Raw genomic sequence first — 16,661 nt, forward strand, 5'->3', positions numbered from 1 at the left:
GCTCACTCGCCCGCCGCTTCCCCGAGTGCCTCCAGCACCGGTCTGATCAGCGGATGCTCCTCGGCCCCCCGTCGTACGGCCGCGAAGACCCGGCGCGTGGGCGCCACCCCGTCCACGGGCCGTACGACGACGCCGGTGAGGTCCATGCCGCGCAGGGCCGAGCGCGGTACGAGCGCCACGCCCGCGTCGGCCGAGGCGAGGGCGACAACCGCGCGGAAGTCGTCCGAGGAGTGTTCGAGGCGGGGCTGGAACCCGGCGTTCTCGCAGGCCAGGACGACCACCTCGTGACAGGGGTTGCCGGGATACGGGCCGATCCACGGGTCCTTGGCGAGGTCGGCGAGGGGGATCTCGGCGGTGTCGGCCAGGCGGTGCGTGACCGGGACGACGGCGTCGAACGGCTCGGCGTACAGCGGTACGTGCGTCAGACGCGGATCGTCGGCGGGCGGCGCCCCCCGGTACTCGACGGCGACCGCCACGTCCACCTGCCGGTCCAGCACCATCGGCAGGCTCGCGTCGCCCTCCGCGTCCTGGACCCGGATGCGGATGCCCGGCGCCGAGTCGGCGAGCCGGGCCACTGCGGGGGCGACGACCTGGGCGATGCCGGTCGCGAACGAGGCGACGGTGACGGTGCCGGCCGCGCCGGAGCTGTACGCCGCCAGCTCGGCCTCCGCCCGCTCCAGCTGGGCCAGGACCGCGTTGGTGTGGTTGAGCAGGATCTCGCCGGCCGGGGTCAGCCGTACGCCCTTGGCGCTGCGCTCGACCAGACGGTGGCCCGTCTCCTGCTCCAGTGCGGCCAGCTGCTGGGAGACCGCCGACGGGGTGAGATACAGCGCGGCGGCAGCCGCCGTCACCGTGCGGTGGTCGGCCACCGCACGGAGGATGTGGAGCCGCCGCGCTTCGATCATGAGATCGATTGTCTCAAATGCCCCCGTGTGCTCCGGCTCAGCCCTCCAGCTCCGCCCGCGCCGCCACGAAGGCGTCCACGGCACGGTTGACGTCGTCCGTGGAGTGAGCGGCGGACAGCTGGACGCGGATCCGGGCCTGGCCCTGGGGCACGACCGGGTACGAGAAGCCGATCACGTAGACACCCCGCTCCAGCAGCAGCTCCGCCAGCCGGCCCGCCTTCGCCGCGTCGCCGATCATCACCGGCGCGATGGCGTGGTCGCCGGGGAGGATCTGGAAACCCTCCTCTGTCATACGACGGCGGAACAGGGCCGTGTTCTCGGCCAGCCGCACCCGCAGGTCGTCGGCCGACTCCAGCAGGTCGAGCACCTTCAGGGAGGCGGCGGCGATCACCGGGGCCAGCGTGTTCGAGAAGAGGTACGGCCGTGAGCGCTGGCGCAGCAGGGCGACGATCTCGGCGCGGGCGGCCACATAGCCGCCGGAGGCGCCGCCGAGAGCCTTGCCGAGGGTGCCGGTGATGATGTCGACGCGGTCCATCACGCCGTGCAGCTCGGGGGTGCCGCGGCCGCCGGGGCCTACGAAGCCGACGGCGTGCGAGTCGTCGACCATGACCATGGCGTCGTAGCGGTCGGCGAGGTCGCAGATCTCGCGCAGCGGGGCGACATAGCCGTCCATGGAGAAGACGCCGTCGGTGACGATGAGGCGGCGGCGCGCGTCGGACGCCTCCTTCAACTTCGCCTCCAGGTCCGCCAGATCGCGGTTGGCGTAGCGGAAGCGGCGGGCCTTGGACAGGCGGATGCCGTCGATGATCGACGCGTGGTTGAGGGCGTCGGAGATCACCGCGTCCTCCTCGCCGAGGAGCGTCTCGAAGACACCGCCGTTGGCGTCGAAGCAGGAGGAGTACAGGATCGTGTCCTCCTGGCCGAGGAACGCCGACAGCCGGGCCTCCAGTTCCTTGTGCACCTCCTGCGTGCCGCAGATGAAGCGGACCGACGCCATGCCGTAGCCCCAGCGGTCCAGGGCCTCGTGGGCGGCGGCGACGACCTCGGGGTGGTCCGCGAGGCCGAGGTAGTTGTTGGCGCAGAAGTTGAGGACCTCACCGGGGCGGCCGCCCGCGGTGACGTTCACGGTCGCGGACTGCGGGGTGCCGATGACGCGCTCCGGCTTGTGCAGGCCGGCGGCGCGGATCTCGTCGAGGGTGGCGCGCAGGTCGTCGCGCACGGAGTCGAACATCGGAAAGCTCCTGAAGGTGCTTGCGGGTGAGGGAGTTACGCGGTCCAGTCGAGGATGACCTTGCCGCCGCGGCCGCTCGCCGCGTCGGCGAACGCCGCCTCGAAGTCGCGGTAGCCGTACCGCCCGGTGATCACGGGCGCGAGGTCGAGGCCGCCCTCGAGCAGCACGGACATCGCGTACCAGGTCTCGAACATCTCGCGGCCGTAGATGCCCTTGATGGTGATCATCGAGGTGACGACGCGGGCCCAGTCGACGGCGAACTCCTGCGCGGGCAGACCGAGCATGGCGATACGGCCGCCGTGCGTCATGTTGGCGATCATGTCGCGCATCGCCTCGGGGCGGCCGGACATCTCCAGGCCGATGTCGAAGCCCTCGCGCAGGCCCAGTTCGCGCTGGCCGTCGGCGATGCCCGCCTCCGCCACGTTCAGCGCGAGGCTCACGCCGATCTTGCGGGCCAGCTCCAGCCGTTCCTCGCTCACGTCGGTGATCACGACGTTGCGGGCACCCGCGTGCCGGGCCACGGCCGCGGCCATCAGACCGATCGGTCCGGCGCCGGTGATCAGCACGTCCTCACCGACCAGCGGGAACGAGAGCGCGGTGTGCACGGCGTTGCCGAACGGGTCGAAGATCGCGGCGACGTCGAGGTCGACGGGCACCCGGTGCACCCACACATTGGCGGCGGGCAGGGCGACGAACTCGGCGAAGGCACCGTCGCGTCCGACGCCGAGGCCCACCGTGGCACGGCACAGATGGCGGCGGCCGGCCAGGCAGTTGCGGCACTTGCCGCACACCAGGTGGCCCTCGCCGCTGACGCGGTCGCCGATCTCGATGTCGGTGACATCGCGTCCCGTCCCGACGACCTCGCCGACGAACTCGTGGCCCACCACGAGCGGGGTGCGGATCGCCTGCTGCGCCCAGCCGTCCCAGGACCGGATGTGCAGATCGGTGCCGCAGATGCCGGTGCGCAGCACCTTGATCAGTACGTCGCCGGGCCCGACGGCCGGTTCGGGGACGTCCGCGAGCCAGAGCCCGGGCTCCGCCTTCTCCTTGACCAGCGCCTTCAACGCTACGGCTCCTGAGGATCGGGTCCCGGCTCCGGGCATGCCGAAGGAGCCCGTGGCCGGGAAGAGGGGTGGAATCGCGTAGCAATCTGCCGTACGGCGGCGCCCCGGTCCATCGAGGATTTCTTAAGCGGCGCCACAGCTTTCCTTCACGCCTGCCCCCTTCACAACGGCAGTCCGTCCGCCGCCCGCCGCTCCAACCGCATCACCAGTTCCGTCGCCGACGCCTTGATGGTGTCCAGCCCGGCCCTCCCCCACGGCCGCGGTTCCACGTCGACCACGCACACCGTGCCCAGGGTCATTCCCGTCGAGTCGATGAGCGGGGCGCCCAGATAGGAGCGGATGCCGAACTCGTCGACGATCGGATTCCCCGCGAACCGTGGATAGTCGCGCACGTCCTCCAGCACCAGCGCCTTGCGTCGGACGACCACATGGGGGCAGAACCCATGGTCGCGCTCCATATGGCGGCCCAGCTCCGGCTTGGTGTCGTCGGCCCGCGTGAGCCGCACGGTGTGCCGCACATGCAGGCCGGCGAAGAACTGCCGGTTCTCGCCGATGAAGTTGACCATGGCGTACGGCGCCCCGGTGAGCCCCGCGAGATGGTCCGCGAAGACGTCGAGGGCCGGGTCCGGCTGTTCCGCCAGGCCCAGTCGGAGCAGCCGCCGCGCACGGGCCGGGGCCTCCTTGTCCTCGGGCGTGAGCAGCAGACGAGCGACCGGGCGGGGTGGGCCGTAGCTCATGGGCGGATTCCGTCACTGTGGGCGTGGGTCATATGCGGTTCCGTCCTGGTGTGTGCGGGTGTCACATGTGGGCGCCGTGGCTCGGCGCGTGTGCCGGGGTGTGGGCGATGAGGTGCCGGACGAGGGTCAGCAGGGTCTGCACACCGGAGCTGGAGATCCGGGCGTCGCAGCGGACGATGGGGATCTCCGGGTCGAGGTCGATGGCGGCACGGACCTCCTCGGGGTCGTACCGGTAGGCGCCGTCGAACTCGTTGATCGCGACGATGAAGCCGAGACCGCGCTGCTCGAAGAAGTCGACGGCGGCGAAGCAGTCCTCCAGCCGCCGGGTGTCGGCGAGGATGACCGCGCCGAGCGCGCCCTCGCAGAGCTCGTCCCACATGAACCAGAACCGTTCCTGTCCGGGCGTGCCGAACAGGTACAGGACGTGTTCCGGATCGAGCGTGATACGGCCGAAGTCCATGGCCACCGTCGTCTCGACCTTGTTCTCGACGCCCTCGAGACTGTCGGTCGCGGCGCTGACCGTGGTGAGCAACTCCTCGGTGCTGAGCGGGGCGATCTCGCTGACCGCGCCCACGAAGGTCGTCTTGCCTACCCCGAACCCTCCCGCCACCAAGATCTTCAGTGCGGTGGGGAAGGGGTCAGAGCTGTCGTCGTAGTCCATCGAGCACTGCCTCCAGAAGAGCCCGGTCAGTCGGGTTGTGGTGGAACTCGGGGGGCTTGGTGGTGAGGGCCCCGCCGTCGACGAGGTCCGACAGCAGCACCTTGGTGACCGCCGCCGGCAGCTTCAGGTGGGCGGCGACCTCGGCGACCGAGACGGGGGCGCGGCACAGGTCGAGCGCCTGCTCGTGCTCGGGGCCGAGGTAGCCGAGGGGGGTCGCCCCGGTGGCCCTCACCTGCGAGATGAGATCGAGCGCGATGGTGGGCCGGGTACGGCCGTTGCTGATCGTGAAAGGGCGCACCAGCCGTCCGGCCGCGTCGTCGAGCCAGGGCCCGTCGCCGGCCGCCGTCACGTTCAAGGCCTCAGCGCCGAGGGTTCGACGGAGTGCTGACGGGGTGCGGTGACCAGGTACGGCCGGACGCTCTTGACCAGCATCGCCATCTCGTAGCCGAGCACTGCCGCGTCGGCCTCGCGGCCGGCCAGCACGGCCAGGCACGTGCCCGAACCGGCCGTGGTCACGAACAGCAGCGTCGAGTCCAGCTCGACGACGACCTGGCGCACGTCTCCGCCGTCGCCGAAGCGGACGCCGGCACTGCGGCCGAGCGAGTACAGGCCCGAGGCCAGAGCGGCCATGTGGTCGGCGCTGTCCGGGTCGAGGCCGTGAACCGACTTCACGAGCCCGTCGCAGGAGAGGAGTACCGCGCTGCTGGTGTGCGGTACGCGCTGCACTAGGCCACTCATCAGCCAGTCGAGATCGGACACATGAGCGGTCGGCGCTTCGCTCGCCATGATGGATCGACTCCTTGAGGTACGAAGGTCTGCTGGAGCGCTGGAGAGGGGGGTTGTCTCCCAAGCTGACTTCGAGCTGGTCAGGGGCGTGGTCATCCGGCTGGTGCGCTCCCGTCGTGCCGGGTGGCATGGTCGGTGCCGGACGTGGACCGGGGGTGCGTCTCGGTCATATGGGCCGGGTCCATGGGTGATACGCCCATGGAGGGCCGGGGGGTCGTGGGGGTCACGTCTGTGTGGAGTGCGTCCAAGGAGGTCGGGCGCAGCTGTGCGGGTCGGGGCCGGCCCGGGTCGAGGCTCGTCGGCTCTTGCCGGAACGACTCCGGGCGCACGGACTCCAGGGGGGTGGGCTCCAGGCGGGTGGGCTCGGAGGGGGTGAGCTCGGAGGGGGTGGGGTCCGGGTGGGTCGGTTCCGGGTGGGGGGTGGTGCTCGGGGTGACGTCAGTGTGTGTCGAGTCCATGTGGCTCGCGCCTACATGGGCCCAGCTCACATGGGCAGACGTTGAGTGCCCCGACACCGTGTGGCCTGACGCCATGTGTCCCGACGTCGTTTGTGTCGCGCCGCCAGACGTCGTGTACGGGGCGTCCATGTGGCTTGCGCCCATATGCCCCGCATCCATGGGTCCGCCATCCACACGCCCATGCCCGGGCTCGCCACTTCCGGGGTCCCGGCGGCCCAACTCAGTGGAGCCGACGCCCATGTACCCGCCACCCATGTGCCGGTCATCCATGGTCCCTGCATCCGGGCGGCCGACATCCACATGCCTCGGATCCACATGCCCCAGATCCATGTGCGCCGCATCCATATGCGCCGCCTCCATGTGCTGCTGCGTCTCGGCGAGCCCGATCCCCCGCTGGAACGCCGCCATCAGACCCGGATCGTGCCCGGCGATGTAGTCGGATTCCTGGCGCGGTGCGGGGACGTCACGGAGTTGGGGCGCGATGTGTTCCTGGGCGCGGCGCCGGGGCAGTTGGGGCTTGCCCATGGTGCCGCGGACCGTGCCGGTGCGCGGGGTCGGCGGTGTGGCCGCGTTCTCCGCGACGATCCGGCGCTCGTCGGGCCTGATGCCGGGCCGCGCCTCCGCCGGGTTGGCCCGTTCTTCGGCGGCACCACGCACAGGCAGCGGTGCCGGCCCGTGGCCGTTGACTCGCGGAGCTGCGCCGCCCACGCCCGTCTGTGGCTGCTGCCGACGAGGTGCCCCGGGCGACGCGTCGGCAGCACTCCGCTGCCCGCCCGCCGACGCGGGCGAAGACGTCGGCTCGGGCTGCCGATGCTGCTGGGGCGGCACCTGCGTCTGCTGCGGACGTGCCTGCGACGGGGAGTGCGGCGGTACGGCCGTGCCCGCCACCCCATGAACCTCGTGCGACTCCGGTGCCCGGCCCGCGCCTCCCCGAGCCCCGGGCTCCGTTCCCAACAGCCCCTGCGGCACGACGAGTACGGCCTGGACGCCGCCGTAGATGTTGGTCTGGAGGCGCACGTGGATGCCGTGCCGCTTGGCGAGCTGCGACACGACGAACAGCCCGATGCGCCCGTCCGCCAGGAGGCTGGCGACGTTGACCTGGTCGGGGTCGGTGAGTAGCGCGTTCATTCGGCTCTGCTCGGCGACGGGCATGCCGAGGCCGCGGTCCTCGACCTCGACGGCGAGCCCCGACGTCACGAGGTTGGCGCGGAGGAGTACTTGGGTGTGCGGGGCGGAGAACACCGTGGCGTTCTCGACGAGTTCGGCCAGCAGATGGATCACGTCGGCGACGGCGTGCCCGCGCAGGGTGCCGTCGATCGGCGGCACGAGCTTGACCCGCGAGTACTGCTCGACCTCCGCGATGGCCGAGCGCAGTACCTCGGTCATGGAGACGGGATTGCTCCACTGCCGGCGGGAGACGGCACCGCCGAGCACGGCGAGGTTCTCGGCGTGCCGGCGGATGCGGGTGGCCAGGTGGTCCACGTGGAAGAGGCCCTTGAGCAGATCGGGGTCCTCGATCTCGTTCTCCAGTTCGTCGAGGATCGAGATCTCGCGGTGCACGAGTGACTGCAGGCGCCGGGCGAGGTTGACGAACACCTCGAGCTTCTGCTCGCTGCCCGCCTGACTGGAGAGCTGCGAGGCCTGGACGACGGCGGCGACGGCCCCGTCGTGCGCGCGGGCCAGATCGGCGGCGAGCAGTTCGAAGTCGTCGGCGCCCTCGGGCGGACCGCTGCGCGCCTTGCGCTTCGGCGGGCCGTCGCCACGCCGCAGTGCCTCGACGAGGGCTCGCAGATCGGCCTCGCCGCGCGCGCTGCTGCGGCGCAGTGCACCGATGCGTTCGCTCACGGACCTGGCGGTGCGGTTGGCGGCCACTGCGGCGATCAGGATGCCGGCGAGGGTCACCGAGATCGCGCCGGAGAGCACGGCCCACAGGGTGAGGCTGGGTCGGGCTCCCGTGCTGCGCACCACGAACAGCACGGCGGCGCAGGCGCTGAGGGCCACCGCGACGGGCGGCAGCACGGCCAGTCGCAGCAGCTGGGGCCGTATGTGGGTCTCGGGCAGTGCGGGTGCGGTGCGGGTGGCCGGGCGCCCGTGCCGCCCGCCCTCACGGCGGTCTGCGCGTGCGGCCGGGGCGCGGAGTTGAGACATCGGGGTCCTCGTACTGGTCCGTCGGTCGGGAGCCTTGGGGGCGCGCTGTCTGCGCGGTCCGGGGCATGCGCCATCGCGATGTCGGTCGACAGAGCCGACACAATTCGGCTCCGCGTCGCCCGACGGACACTCACAGTAGTCGTCTCCGCATCATGTGCGGTGGGCAGTTGACAAAGTCCCGCAGGCAGCGTCCCGCTCTGGTATGAGCTCTCGTACGACAGACCGATAACCAGCTCCACCGCTCGCCCACATAGAGCACTCGAACGATCGGACCTGGTCAGAAGTGGTCACAAAGAAAAGTCAGGGGTGGGGCACGTCCTGCGCCCCACCCCTGGTGGACTTTCTCGTTTCCCCGCTCGCGATCATCCCGGCCGGGACGATTCAGCACCGGCGCGTCCGCTTTCGCGGCCCCGGCACATCACCGGCCGTAGCGGCGCACGCCGCACCCACATGCGCCCCGACGCGCTCCTACACGCCTGGCGCGAACCGTCCCGAGAGGGCGCGTTCAGCCGACATCCGCGACGTCCGGGCTTCCCTGGACGACCGCCGTGGCGTCCGGCCCCGGCGCGACCGCCGTTCCGCCCGGCTCCGACGGCACCGCCGTACCGTCCGACTCCGACGCGACCGCCGTACCGTCCGGACCCGACGCGACCGGCGGCCATGCCGGCCACCCCTCGGCGGGCGCCTCGGCCACTTCACGCCACCACGGCGTCACGGGCGGCACGGTGGCCGGCTCGAACGGCTCGCCGCAGCGCGGGGCCGCCATCGTGACCCCGGCCTTGTGCGTGGCCCGCATCATCCACTCCCCCGGCTCCGCCCACGGATGTGTCGCCAGGTTGAAGGTCCCCCAGTGGATGGGCAGCATGACGCCCGCGGCCGGATCGCCGCCCTGCAGATCGACGTGGGCCCTGACGCCCTCGTCCGGCGTCATGTGGATGTCGGGCCAGAAGTCCGAGTAGGCGCCGACCTGGATCATCGTGGCGTCGAACGGTCCGTGCTCGGCGCCGATGTCCTTGAAGCCCTCGAAGTAGCCGGTGTCACCGCTGTGGTAGATCCGGTGCTCGTCCGACGCGACGACCCAGGACGCCCAGAGGGTGTGCTGCGTGTTGCGCAGGCCGCGGCCGCAGAAGTGGCGGGCCGGGGAGGCGGTCAGCGTGAGTCCGCCGACCTTCGTCGTCTCGTGCCAGTCCAGCTCGCGCAGCCGGTCGGCGGACACGCCCCAGTGTTCCAGGTGGGCGCCGACGCCGAGCGGCACGGCGAAGAGCGTGTCGGTGCCGGCCAGTGCCTTGATCGTGGGCAGGTCGAGGTGGTCGTAGTGGTCGTGCGAGATGACGACGACGTCGACCGGGCCGAGCGCGGCGAGCGGCAGGGGCACGGGGTGCAGCCGCTTGGGTCCGGCGAAGGGGAACGGGGAGCAGCGCCGGCCCCACACCGGGTCGAACAGCACGCGGTGGCCGTCGATCTCCGCGAGGACGCTCGAATGCCCCATCCAGGTCACGCGCAGCCCTCCGAGGGGCGGCTTGGCCAGGTCCGCGTAGGTGGTGGGGTGCACCGGAACGGTGCCCTTCGGGGCACGTCGCGGCCGGGTGTCCTTGTCGAAGAAGACCTTGGCGAATTCCAGCATCGACCCCGAGGGCCGGGTCCGGGCCACGCCTCCGGGGTTCTGGAAGACCCCGTCCCTGAAGTGCGGGGATCTGCGGATGCGCGCCATGCGCTCACCGCTCGGGTCCACGCCGAAGGCCTCGGGCCGCAGGGCGCGCAGCCCGGAACTCGGGAAACGGAAACCGGCCACGGTACCTCCAGGTGGAGTCGGTGAGGCCTTCCATTATGGTCGGCCCCTCCGACAACCCCGCGTGCCCCTGGATAGTTCCCCCGGGCTGCCATTCAGGCCGTTGACATGTCCCCGCCTCGACTCCGATACTGACCCGTCGTTCAGTAACCGCGCGTGCCGCGCAGCACTCCTCCCCACCGGAGACCCCATGACCACCCCCACCCCGCTCCTGTCGCTCACCTGGACCGACCACGTCACCGGCCGCCAGGGTTTCCTGGTCGTCGACCGGCTGGTGCGCGGTGTGTCCAGCGGCGGGTTGCGGATGCGGCCGGGCTGCACGCTGGAGGAGGTCGCCGGGCTCGCCCGCGGCATGACCATGAAGGAAGCCCTGCACTACGACGCCGAGGCCCGCTACGTCCCCTTGGGCGGCGCCAAGGGCGGCATCGACTGCGATCCGCGGGATCCGGAGGCGTACGGGCTCCTGGTGCGCTACCTGCGGTGCATGCGGCCCTACATCGAGAGCTGCTGGACCACGGGCGAGGACCTGGGCCTCTCCCAGGACGTGGTCGACCGGGCGGCGGCCGAGGCAGGCCTCGTCTCGTCCGTCCAGGCGGTGTATCCGCTGCTCGACGACGAGGCCGGCGCCCGGCGGCGGCTCGCGGACGCCTTCGCGGTCGAGGTGGACGGCATCGGGCTGGACGAGCTGGTCGGCGGCTGCGGGGTCGCCGAGTCGGTGCTCACTGCCCTGGACCGGGCGGAGGTGCCGTACTGGAGGACCCGCGTCGCCGTGCAGGGTCTCGGGACCATGGGCGGTGCCACGGCCCGCTTCCTCACGCGCGCGGGGCTCACCGTCGTGGCCGTCGCCGACATCAAGGGCACGATCGCCAATCCGGCGGGCCTCGACATCGAGGCGCTGCTCGCGGCACGGGACGCGTACGGCACGGTCGACCGCGCCGCGCTGCGCCCCGGCGACCGCGAACTGCCGGGCGAGGCCTGGCTGTCGGCCGAGGCGGAGGTGCTGGTGCCGGCGGCCGTGTCGTACGCGATCGACGCCACGAACCAGGGGCGGATCACGGCTCGTTGGATCGCCGAGGCGGCCAACATGCCCGTACGGCCCGAGGCGGAGGAGCTGCTGGCCGCGCGGGGCGTCACGGTGCTGCCGGACGTCGTGGTCAACTCGGCCACGAACGCCTGGTGGTGGTGGACGCTGTTCGGCGACATCGGTGCGGACGCGGACGAGGCCTTCGCCCACACGCGGCGCTCGATGCGCGCCCTGACCGACCGCACGCTCGCCCGCGCCGAGGCCGACGGAACGACGCCCCGGGCCGCCGCGCACGCCATCGCGGCGGACCGGCTGCCGGTCATCGCCGAGCGGTTCGGGTGGCACCGGTGACACCGTCACCACACGCGGGAACCTGCCGGCAAGGCCTAGGGTGACCGAGTGGCGAGAGTGCGGTTGAGCGTGGCGGAGCGGCGTGAGGAGTTGCTGCGGGCCGCCGTGGAGCAGATAGAGGCACGGGGCGTGGCCGCGGTCCGGATCGCCGATGTGGCCTCGGCGCTCGGAGTGAGCAACGCGCTGGTGCTCTATCACTTCGCCTCGAAGGAGAAGCTGGTCGCGGCGGCGTTCGCCCATGCGGCCGAGGGCGACCTGGCCCATCTGCGCAGGCTGCTCGGCCGCCGCACGACGGCACTGCGACGGCTGCGGGCGGCGGTGCGCTGGTACGCGCCGACCGGACAGGCCAAGGGCTGGCGGCTGTGGATCGAGGGCTGGGCGGCCGCGCTGCGCGAGCCGGCGCTGCAGCAGGTCACACGGGAACTGGACCGGCAGTGGAAGGCCGCCCTCGCCGAGGTCATCGCGCAGGGCGTGGCCGCGGACGAGTTCCGCTGCCCCGACCCCACCGGCACGGCCCTACGGCTCACGGCTCTCCTCGACGGGCTCGCCGTACAGCTGACCTCGTACCCGGGCGCGGTGTCACGCGCGCGTGCCCAGGAGTGGGTGGACGAGGCGCTCGCCCGCGAACTGGGGCTGGAACGGGAAGCGTTGACCGCCTCGGGGCGGTGAAGTCGCCGATCGCCGGGCACCCGGTTCACCACGACCACGACAACCTCGTCCGGTTCACCACGGCCACGACAGCCGTGGGGGCCGCGCCCCCTCGAACAGGACACGGCCCACACCGCCGAAACTCCGGCTCAAGCCACCGATTCGATCCGCATCTTGATGTCGTCCGGCGACAGCGCGCCCTTGGCCGTCACATGGTCGCCCGACGACTCCCCCCGCAGACGCCGCCCGATCCACGGCACCAGGTACTCGCGTGCCCAGTGGACGTCGTCCCGGCGGATCTCGAGGGTGCCGCGGGGCGGGAGCGGCGGCCAGGGCTGGTCGGGGTCGGCCGGGACCTCCAGGCCGAGCACCTGGCCTGCGCGCAGCGCCACGCGCGTGTGCCCCTCGGGAGACAGATGGAGCCGGTCGTCGTCCCAGGCCCGGCGGTCCTGGACGGTCTTCAGGGACCACAGGTCCAGCACCGGGCAGTCGTACCGGTCGGCAATGGCCCGCACATGACCGTTGTACGTGGCGATCTTGCCGCGCAGATGCTTCAGCACGGGCACGCCACGGGTGTCGAAGCCGGTCGTCACCATGACGGTGCCGACGGCGGAGGTGAGCCGGACGATCGCCCTCTCGAAGCGCTCGGCCACCTCGTCGGGATCGGTTCCGGGTCGGATGATGTCGTTGCCGCCCGCACAGAACGAGACCAGGTCCGGGGCCAGTTCGACGGCCTTCGGGAGCTGGTCCTCGACGATCTGGTCGAGCAGTTTGCCGCGCACGGCGAGATTGGTGTACTTGAAGTCGCCCTCGGGCCGCCGGTCCGCGAGGAGTACCGCGAACCGGTCGGCCCAGCCGACGAACGCCCCGTCGGGGCCGGGGTCGCCGACGCCCTCGGTGAAGCTGTCCCCCACCGCGACGTACGACCCGATCTCTGCTCTGCTGTCACTCTTCGAATCGCCTGCCACACCGGCATGATCCACCTTCGAATGTGACCTACGCGACCGTAAGGAGGGGTTGACGCGCGGTGAGATAAGCCACTCCTAAAGTGTTGACCAAGCCTGGAATAAGCCTCCGATCAGGGGCGTTGTGGGCTCAACCGCCACACCGAAGGCGACAGACCGAAGGCGACACGCCGAAGGCCGGACCCGGGGATCGGGGTCCGGCCTTCGGTGGCGTGTCAGGAGAGGTGTCGGCGGGGGTCAGCCGATCCCGACGCCCTTGGAGCGGAGGTAGGCGACCGGGTCCACGTCCGAGCCGTAGTCCGGCGTGGTGCGGATCTCGAAGTGCAGGTGCGGGCCGGTCACATTGCCCGTGGCGCCGGAGAGGCCTATCTGCTGCCCCGCGGTCACGCTCTGGCCGGCCGAGACGGAGAGCGAGGACAGGTGGCCGTACTGGGCGTAGTAGCCGTCGGCGAGCCGGATGACGACCTGGTTGCCGTACGCGCCGCCCCAGCCGGCGGAGACGACGGTGCCCGCACCGACGGCCTTCAGCGGGGTGCCGGTGGCGGCGAAGAAGTCGACGCCGGTGTGGTAGCCGCTCGACCACATGCTGCCCGGCACCTTGTACGCGGTGGCGACGGAGGCCGCGGAGACGGGCGCGGTGAAGCCGCCGACGGCAGTGGCGGTGTCGGCGCTCCCGGCGGCCTTGTTCGCCGTCGGGGCGGAGGACTTCGCGGCGGACGGGTCCGACGACGACTTCGAGGTCGACTTCGGGGACGAGGAAGACGAAGAGTGGGACGACTGGGACGACTTGGGGGCGCTCGTCGTGGCCTTCTTGCCGCCGATCGCGAGCTTCAGACCGGGGTGGATCAGCGACGGGTTCTCGCCGACGGCCTCGCGGTTGTCGGCGTAGAGCCGGTGCCAGCCGCCGCTGACATCCTGCTCCTCGGCGATCTTCGAAAGGTAGTCGCCGACCTTCACCGAATAGGTCCGCACGCCCGCCTTCCGCGCGGCATCCTTCTTGTCGGCGGCCTTCTTTTCGGCAAGCTTCTTCTCTGCGACCGGAAGGGACTGAACGGCCTTTTCCGAAGTGGACTGCGCGGGAGCGGCGTGGGCGCCGGTGGCCCCGAAGAGCGGGAGGGCGAGAGCGGCGCCGCCGGTTCCGGCGACGGCGATGGAGCGGGTGAGGCGCGGGGACTTCGGGCGGCGGTGCTTACCCTTCGCGGGCATGGCGAATTCCTCTCCGGCGCCTGCGAGGTGAGCTGTCGGGTGCGGGCTGGAGATGCCCGGCCGCGCCGAACGCGGCTTTACCCCTAGCCTGTTCCGGAGACCGGAACAGGCGGTTCTACCTGTGGGTCCCCCGCTCCTGCCATGGTCGGGTGAGTCGGTGCGGGCTCCGGTCGGCGGCAGGATTCGGCGTCCGTCCGGATTGGTGGCGAACGTAAGCGAGGAAGACGCACAGGAACAAGTGAGAGGTTCCGCCCGAATGCGTTCCTGTTGATCCCTTGCGGGAATTACCGGTCACCCTGAGTGAATTATGGACGCGTCGCCCGACACAAAGCCCCTTGAAAATCACGCGAATTACGTGAACATGACGGGCGACGCTCGGTCACGAATATGACGCTCCTCACGTGACACCGCTCCAGCTCCCCTTGGGTCAGAGCGAGTTGGAATGAAGGCGTCAATTCGGACAGAACCGCTAGATGCGGCGCAGTCGGATAACCGTCGCATCAAGGTCACCGCGCAATCCGGTGCGCAGTCCGTGATGCACCAATACGGCACCTCGGTGAACTTCGCCCGTTTCGCGGCATTCGTACGACGCTGTCGGGTCGAGCCCGCGCAGTCGCAGCGCCGGGACGGCCTCGCCGTGGCTCTGCGCCTGGAGCCAGGCGAGGACGACGGCCTCGTCGCCGTGCACGTACTGCACCGCGCTCAGTCCGCCCCGCGGAGGCCGCAGCCGGTACAGGTCCCCGCGCTGCACGAGGGGCCGGATCTCCTTGTAGAGCTCCACCCACTCCCGCGCCTCGGCGAGCTCCGCCTCCGTCCACTGCGCGAGGTCGCCGCCGACGCCGAGCACGCCCGCCATCGCACTCACGAACCGGAACCGCAGCGAGCTGATCCGGCCGTTGAGCTGGGTGTTCGGACTGTCGGTGACCCACGCGGCCATGACCCGCGCCGGATGGATCTGGCTGAAGCCGTGCTGGATCGCGAGCCGGTCGAGCGGGTCGGTGTTGTCGGACGTCCACACCTGGTCGGTACGGCTCAGCACGCCCAGGTCGATCCGGCCGCCACCTCCCGAGCAGGACTCGAAGGCGACGCCCGGGTGAGCGGCGCGCAGCCGGTCCAGGAGGGCGTAGAAGGCGCGCACGTGGTCCACCCAGAGCCGCTGCGGGTACGGCTCGCCGGGCCAGCCCGCGTCGGTGAAGCAGCGGTTGAAGTCCCACTTCACGTAGTCGATCGGGGCACTGGAGAGGAGCCCGTCCAGCTGGTTCCAGAGGTACTCCTGGACGTCTTCGCGCGCGAGGTTCAGTACGAGCTGATTGCGGAACTCCGTCCGCTTTCGTCCGGTCTGGTGCTGCACCCAGTCCGGGTGGGCCCGGTACAGCTCGCTGTCCGGATTGACCATTTCCGGCTCGACCCAGATGCCGAACTGCATGCCGAGCGCGTGCACGTAGTCGGCGAGCGGCTTGAGGCCGTTCGGGAAGCGGTCGGGGTTGGGCGTCCAGTCGCCGAGCCCGGCGCGGTCGCTGGTGCGCGCCCCGAACCAGCCGTCGTCGACGACGAACAGTTCGACACCGATGGCCGCCGCGCGCCGCGCGAGGGTGCCCTGCTGCTCCTCGGAGATGTCGAACTCGGTCGCCTCCCAGCAGTTGAACAGCACCGGCCGGTCCCGGTCGGCGTCAGGGATCACGTACGCGCGCTGATACGCGTGCCAGGCCCGGCTCGCGCCCCCGAAGCCGCCGTCGCTCCACAGCCCCGCGAAGACCGGCGTCACGAACGACTCCCCCGCCGCCAGCCGCAGCAGCCCCGAGTCGTCGTATCCGACCCCGCCGGTGATCTGCACGCGCGCGTCCGGCAGCTGGGCCACCGCGATCCGCCAGGACCCCGACCAGGCGAGGGCGCAGCCGTACACCTCGCCGCGCTCCTCGGTGGCGTCGGTGTCGAGCGCGACCCAGGGCAGGAGCGGATGCCCGGTGTGGCCGCGGCGGCTGCCGATGACCTTCTCACCGTAGGTGAGGGACGACTGCGTCAGCCGGGACTCCGCGGCCCAGCGTCCGTGCAGCTGCGACAGCCGCCAGTCCTCGCGGTCCGGCAGGGTCCAGGTGGCGGAGTCGGCGCGCAGCAGCTCCAGGTCGGGCCCCTGGTTGGCCAGGGTCACCCAGCGCTCCACGACGTCGTCGCGCATCCGGTAGTGCAGCGTGATGCCCAGCCCGCCGTCCCGGAACCGCAGCCGCAGCTCCTCGCCTTCGGCACCCTCCGTGCCCCCGGTTTCGTACGCCTCGAAGGTCCACTCGGTGCCGCGCCGCTCGTCGGTGCGCACGGACAGGGCCGGGCGTACGAAGCGGGGGCCGCCCTCGACCGGGTACTCCTCGCGTCCGTCGAGAGTGGACTCGAAGGGCCAGTAGTCCGGGAGGGGGCGCACGGCCAGCTCCTCGGCGTCGGCGAGCGCGATGCGCGGGCCCCAGTGGAGGTGCAGCAGTTCGTCGCCGTCGGTCAGATGGAGTGCGTAACTGCTGGTCGGCCCGGAAAGAACCCAGGTACGCCCGTGGTCGGAGATCTCCAGCATCAAGCCCTCACATATTCGAACAGGTCCCATCAAGCGGCAACATCATCACGGGCTGCGAGCCTCCGGTGCAACGCCTGTGGACAACTCATTGCCCCAGGAATCCATGTCGTATGGTCGAGAGCGCACCCCGT

At 71.1% G+C, this 16,661-nt stretch carries 13 protein-coding genes, 1 pseudogene and 1 riboswitch; of the genes and pseudogenes, 2 read left to right on the forward strand and 12 right to left on the reverse strand.

The genetic code is table 11. The features are described 5' to 3' along the window. Positions 1–2 precede the first annotated feature (2 nt). From ACIBU0_RS03790 to ACIBU0_RS03830, 9 genes and pseudogenes are all read right to left on the reverse strand, one after another. Positions 3–905: a LysR family transcriptional regulator gene (locus tag ACIBU0_RS03790; protein ID WP_398811118.1), complete on the reverse strand. Its 903-nt coding sequence runs from the start codon at positions 903–905 to the stop codon at positions 3–5. Positions 906–942: 37 nt separating this feature from the next. Continuing rightward, positions 943–2,136 carry a glycine C-acetyltransferase gene (locus ACIBU0_RS03795; RefSeq protein ID WP_398811121.1) on the reverse strand — a complete coding sequence of 398 codons (1,194 nt, stop codon included), beginning with the start codon at positions 2,134–2,136 and terminating at the stop codon, positions 943–945. A 35-nt stretch (positions 2,137–2,171) separates the two neighbouring features. Then, complete coding sequence (gene tdh / locus ACIBU0_RS03800) at positions 2,172–3,200, reverse strand: L-threonine 3-dehydrogenase (RefSeq protein WP_398811124.1); 1,029 nt, start codon at positions 3,198–3,200, stop codon at positions 2,172–2,174. Positions 3,201–3,361: 161 nt separating this feature from the next. Then, entirely contained in the window at positions 3,362–3,937 is a 576-nt protein-coding gene (locus ACIBU0_RS03805; protein ID WP_398811127.1) for a GAF domain-containing protein, read from the reverse strand. A gap of 61 nt (positions 3,938–3,998) precedes the next feature. Then, positions 3,999–4,598: a GTP-binding protein gene (locus tag ACIBU0_RS03810; RefSeq protein WP_398811129.1), complete on the reverse strand. Its 600-nt coding sequence runs from the start codon at positions 4,596–4,598 to the stop codon at positions 3,999–4,001. Further along, positions 4,576–4,947, reverse strand: a complete 372-nt coding sequence (locus ACIBU0_RS03815; RefSeq protein WP_398811132.1) for a DUF742 domain-containing protein — start codon at positions 4,945–4,947, stop codon at positions 4,576–4,578. The genes ACIBU0_RS03810 and ACIBU0_RS03815 overlap by 23 nt, the downstream gene beginning before the upstream one ends. A gap of 2 nt (positions 4,948–4,949) precedes the next feature. Beyond that, positions 4,950–5,384, reverse strand: a complete 435-nt coding sequence (locus tag ACIBU0_RS03820) for a roadblock/LC7 domain-containing protein (protein WP_398811133.1) — start codon at positions 5,382–5,384, stop codon at positions 4,950–4,952. Positions 5,385–6,205: 821 nt separating this feature from the next. After that, positions 6,206–7,990 (reverse strand): annotated as a pseudogene (locus ACIBU0_RS03825) (ATP-binding protein); the annotation flags it as partial. 505 nt (positions 7,991–8,495) lie between these two features. Beyond that, a complete protein-coding gene (locus tag ACIBU0_RS03830; protein WP_398811135.1) occupies positions 8,496–9,782 on the reverse strand; it encodes an MBL fold metallo-hydrolase in 1,287 nt (428 codons plus the stop codon). 187 nt (positions 9,783–9,969) lie between these two features. Between ACIBU0_RS03830 and ACIBU0_RS03835 the strand changes: the two genes are divergently transcribed. Together ACIBU0_RS03835 and ACIBU0_RS03840 are read left to right on the forward strand one after the other, a co-directional pair. Next, positions 9,970–11,154, forward strand: coding sequence for a Glu/Leu/Phe/Val dehydrogenase dimerization domain-containing protein (locus ACIBU0_RS03835; RefSeq protein ID WP_398811138.1), 1,185 nt, complete (start codon positions 9,970–9,972; stop codon positions 11,152–11,154). Between the two features lie 48 nt (positions 11,155–11,202). Next, on the forward strand, positions 11,203–11,823 hold the full coding sequence (locus tag ACIBU0_RS03840) for a TetR/AcrR family transcriptional regulator (RefSeq protein WP_398811141.1): 621 nt from the start codon (positions 11,203–11,205) through the stop codon (positions 11,821–11,823). A 128-nt stretch (positions 11,824–11,951) separates the two neighbouring features. Here ACIBU0_RS03840 and ACIBU0_RS03845 read toward each other — a convergent pair whose 3' ends face one another. The 3 genes from ACIBU0_RS03845 to ACIBU0_RS03855 all read right to left on the reverse strand — a co-directional run bounded on the left by ACIBU0_RS03845 (position 11,952) and on the right by ACIBU0_RS03855 (position 16,530). Then, a complete protein-coding gene (locus tag ACIBU0_RS03845; protein WP_398811143.1) occupies positions 11,952–12,770 on the reverse strand; it encodes an SGNH/GDSL hydrolase family protein in 819 nt (272 codons plus the stop codon). Between the two features lie 234 nt (positions 12,771–13,004). Then, a complete protein-coding gene (locus ACIBU0_RS03850) occupies positions 13,005–13,973 on the reverse strand; it encodes a peptidoglycan DD-metalloendopeptidase family protein (RefSeq protein ID WP_398811146.1) in 969 nt (322 codons plus the stop codon). A 4-nt stretch (positions 13,974–13,977) separates the two neighbouring features. Further along, a riboswitch (cyclic di-AMP (ydaO/yuaA leader) is annotated at positions 13,978–14,135 on the reverse strand. Positions 14,136–14,442: 307 nt separating this feature from the next. Next, positions 14,443–16,530 (reverse strand): alpha-galactosidase, encoded by a 2,088-nt coding sequence (locus ACIBU0_RS03855; RefSeq protein ID WP_398811148.1) that lies wholly within the window; start codon positions 16,528–16,530, stop codon positions 14,443–14,445. Positions 16,531–16,661 lie beyond the last annotated feature (131 nt).

It is taken from the genome of Streptomyces sp. NPDC049627 (assembly GCF_044465645.1).
Classification (GTDB): Bacteria; Actinomycetota; Actinomycetes; order Streptomycetales; family Streptomycetaceae; genus Streptomyces.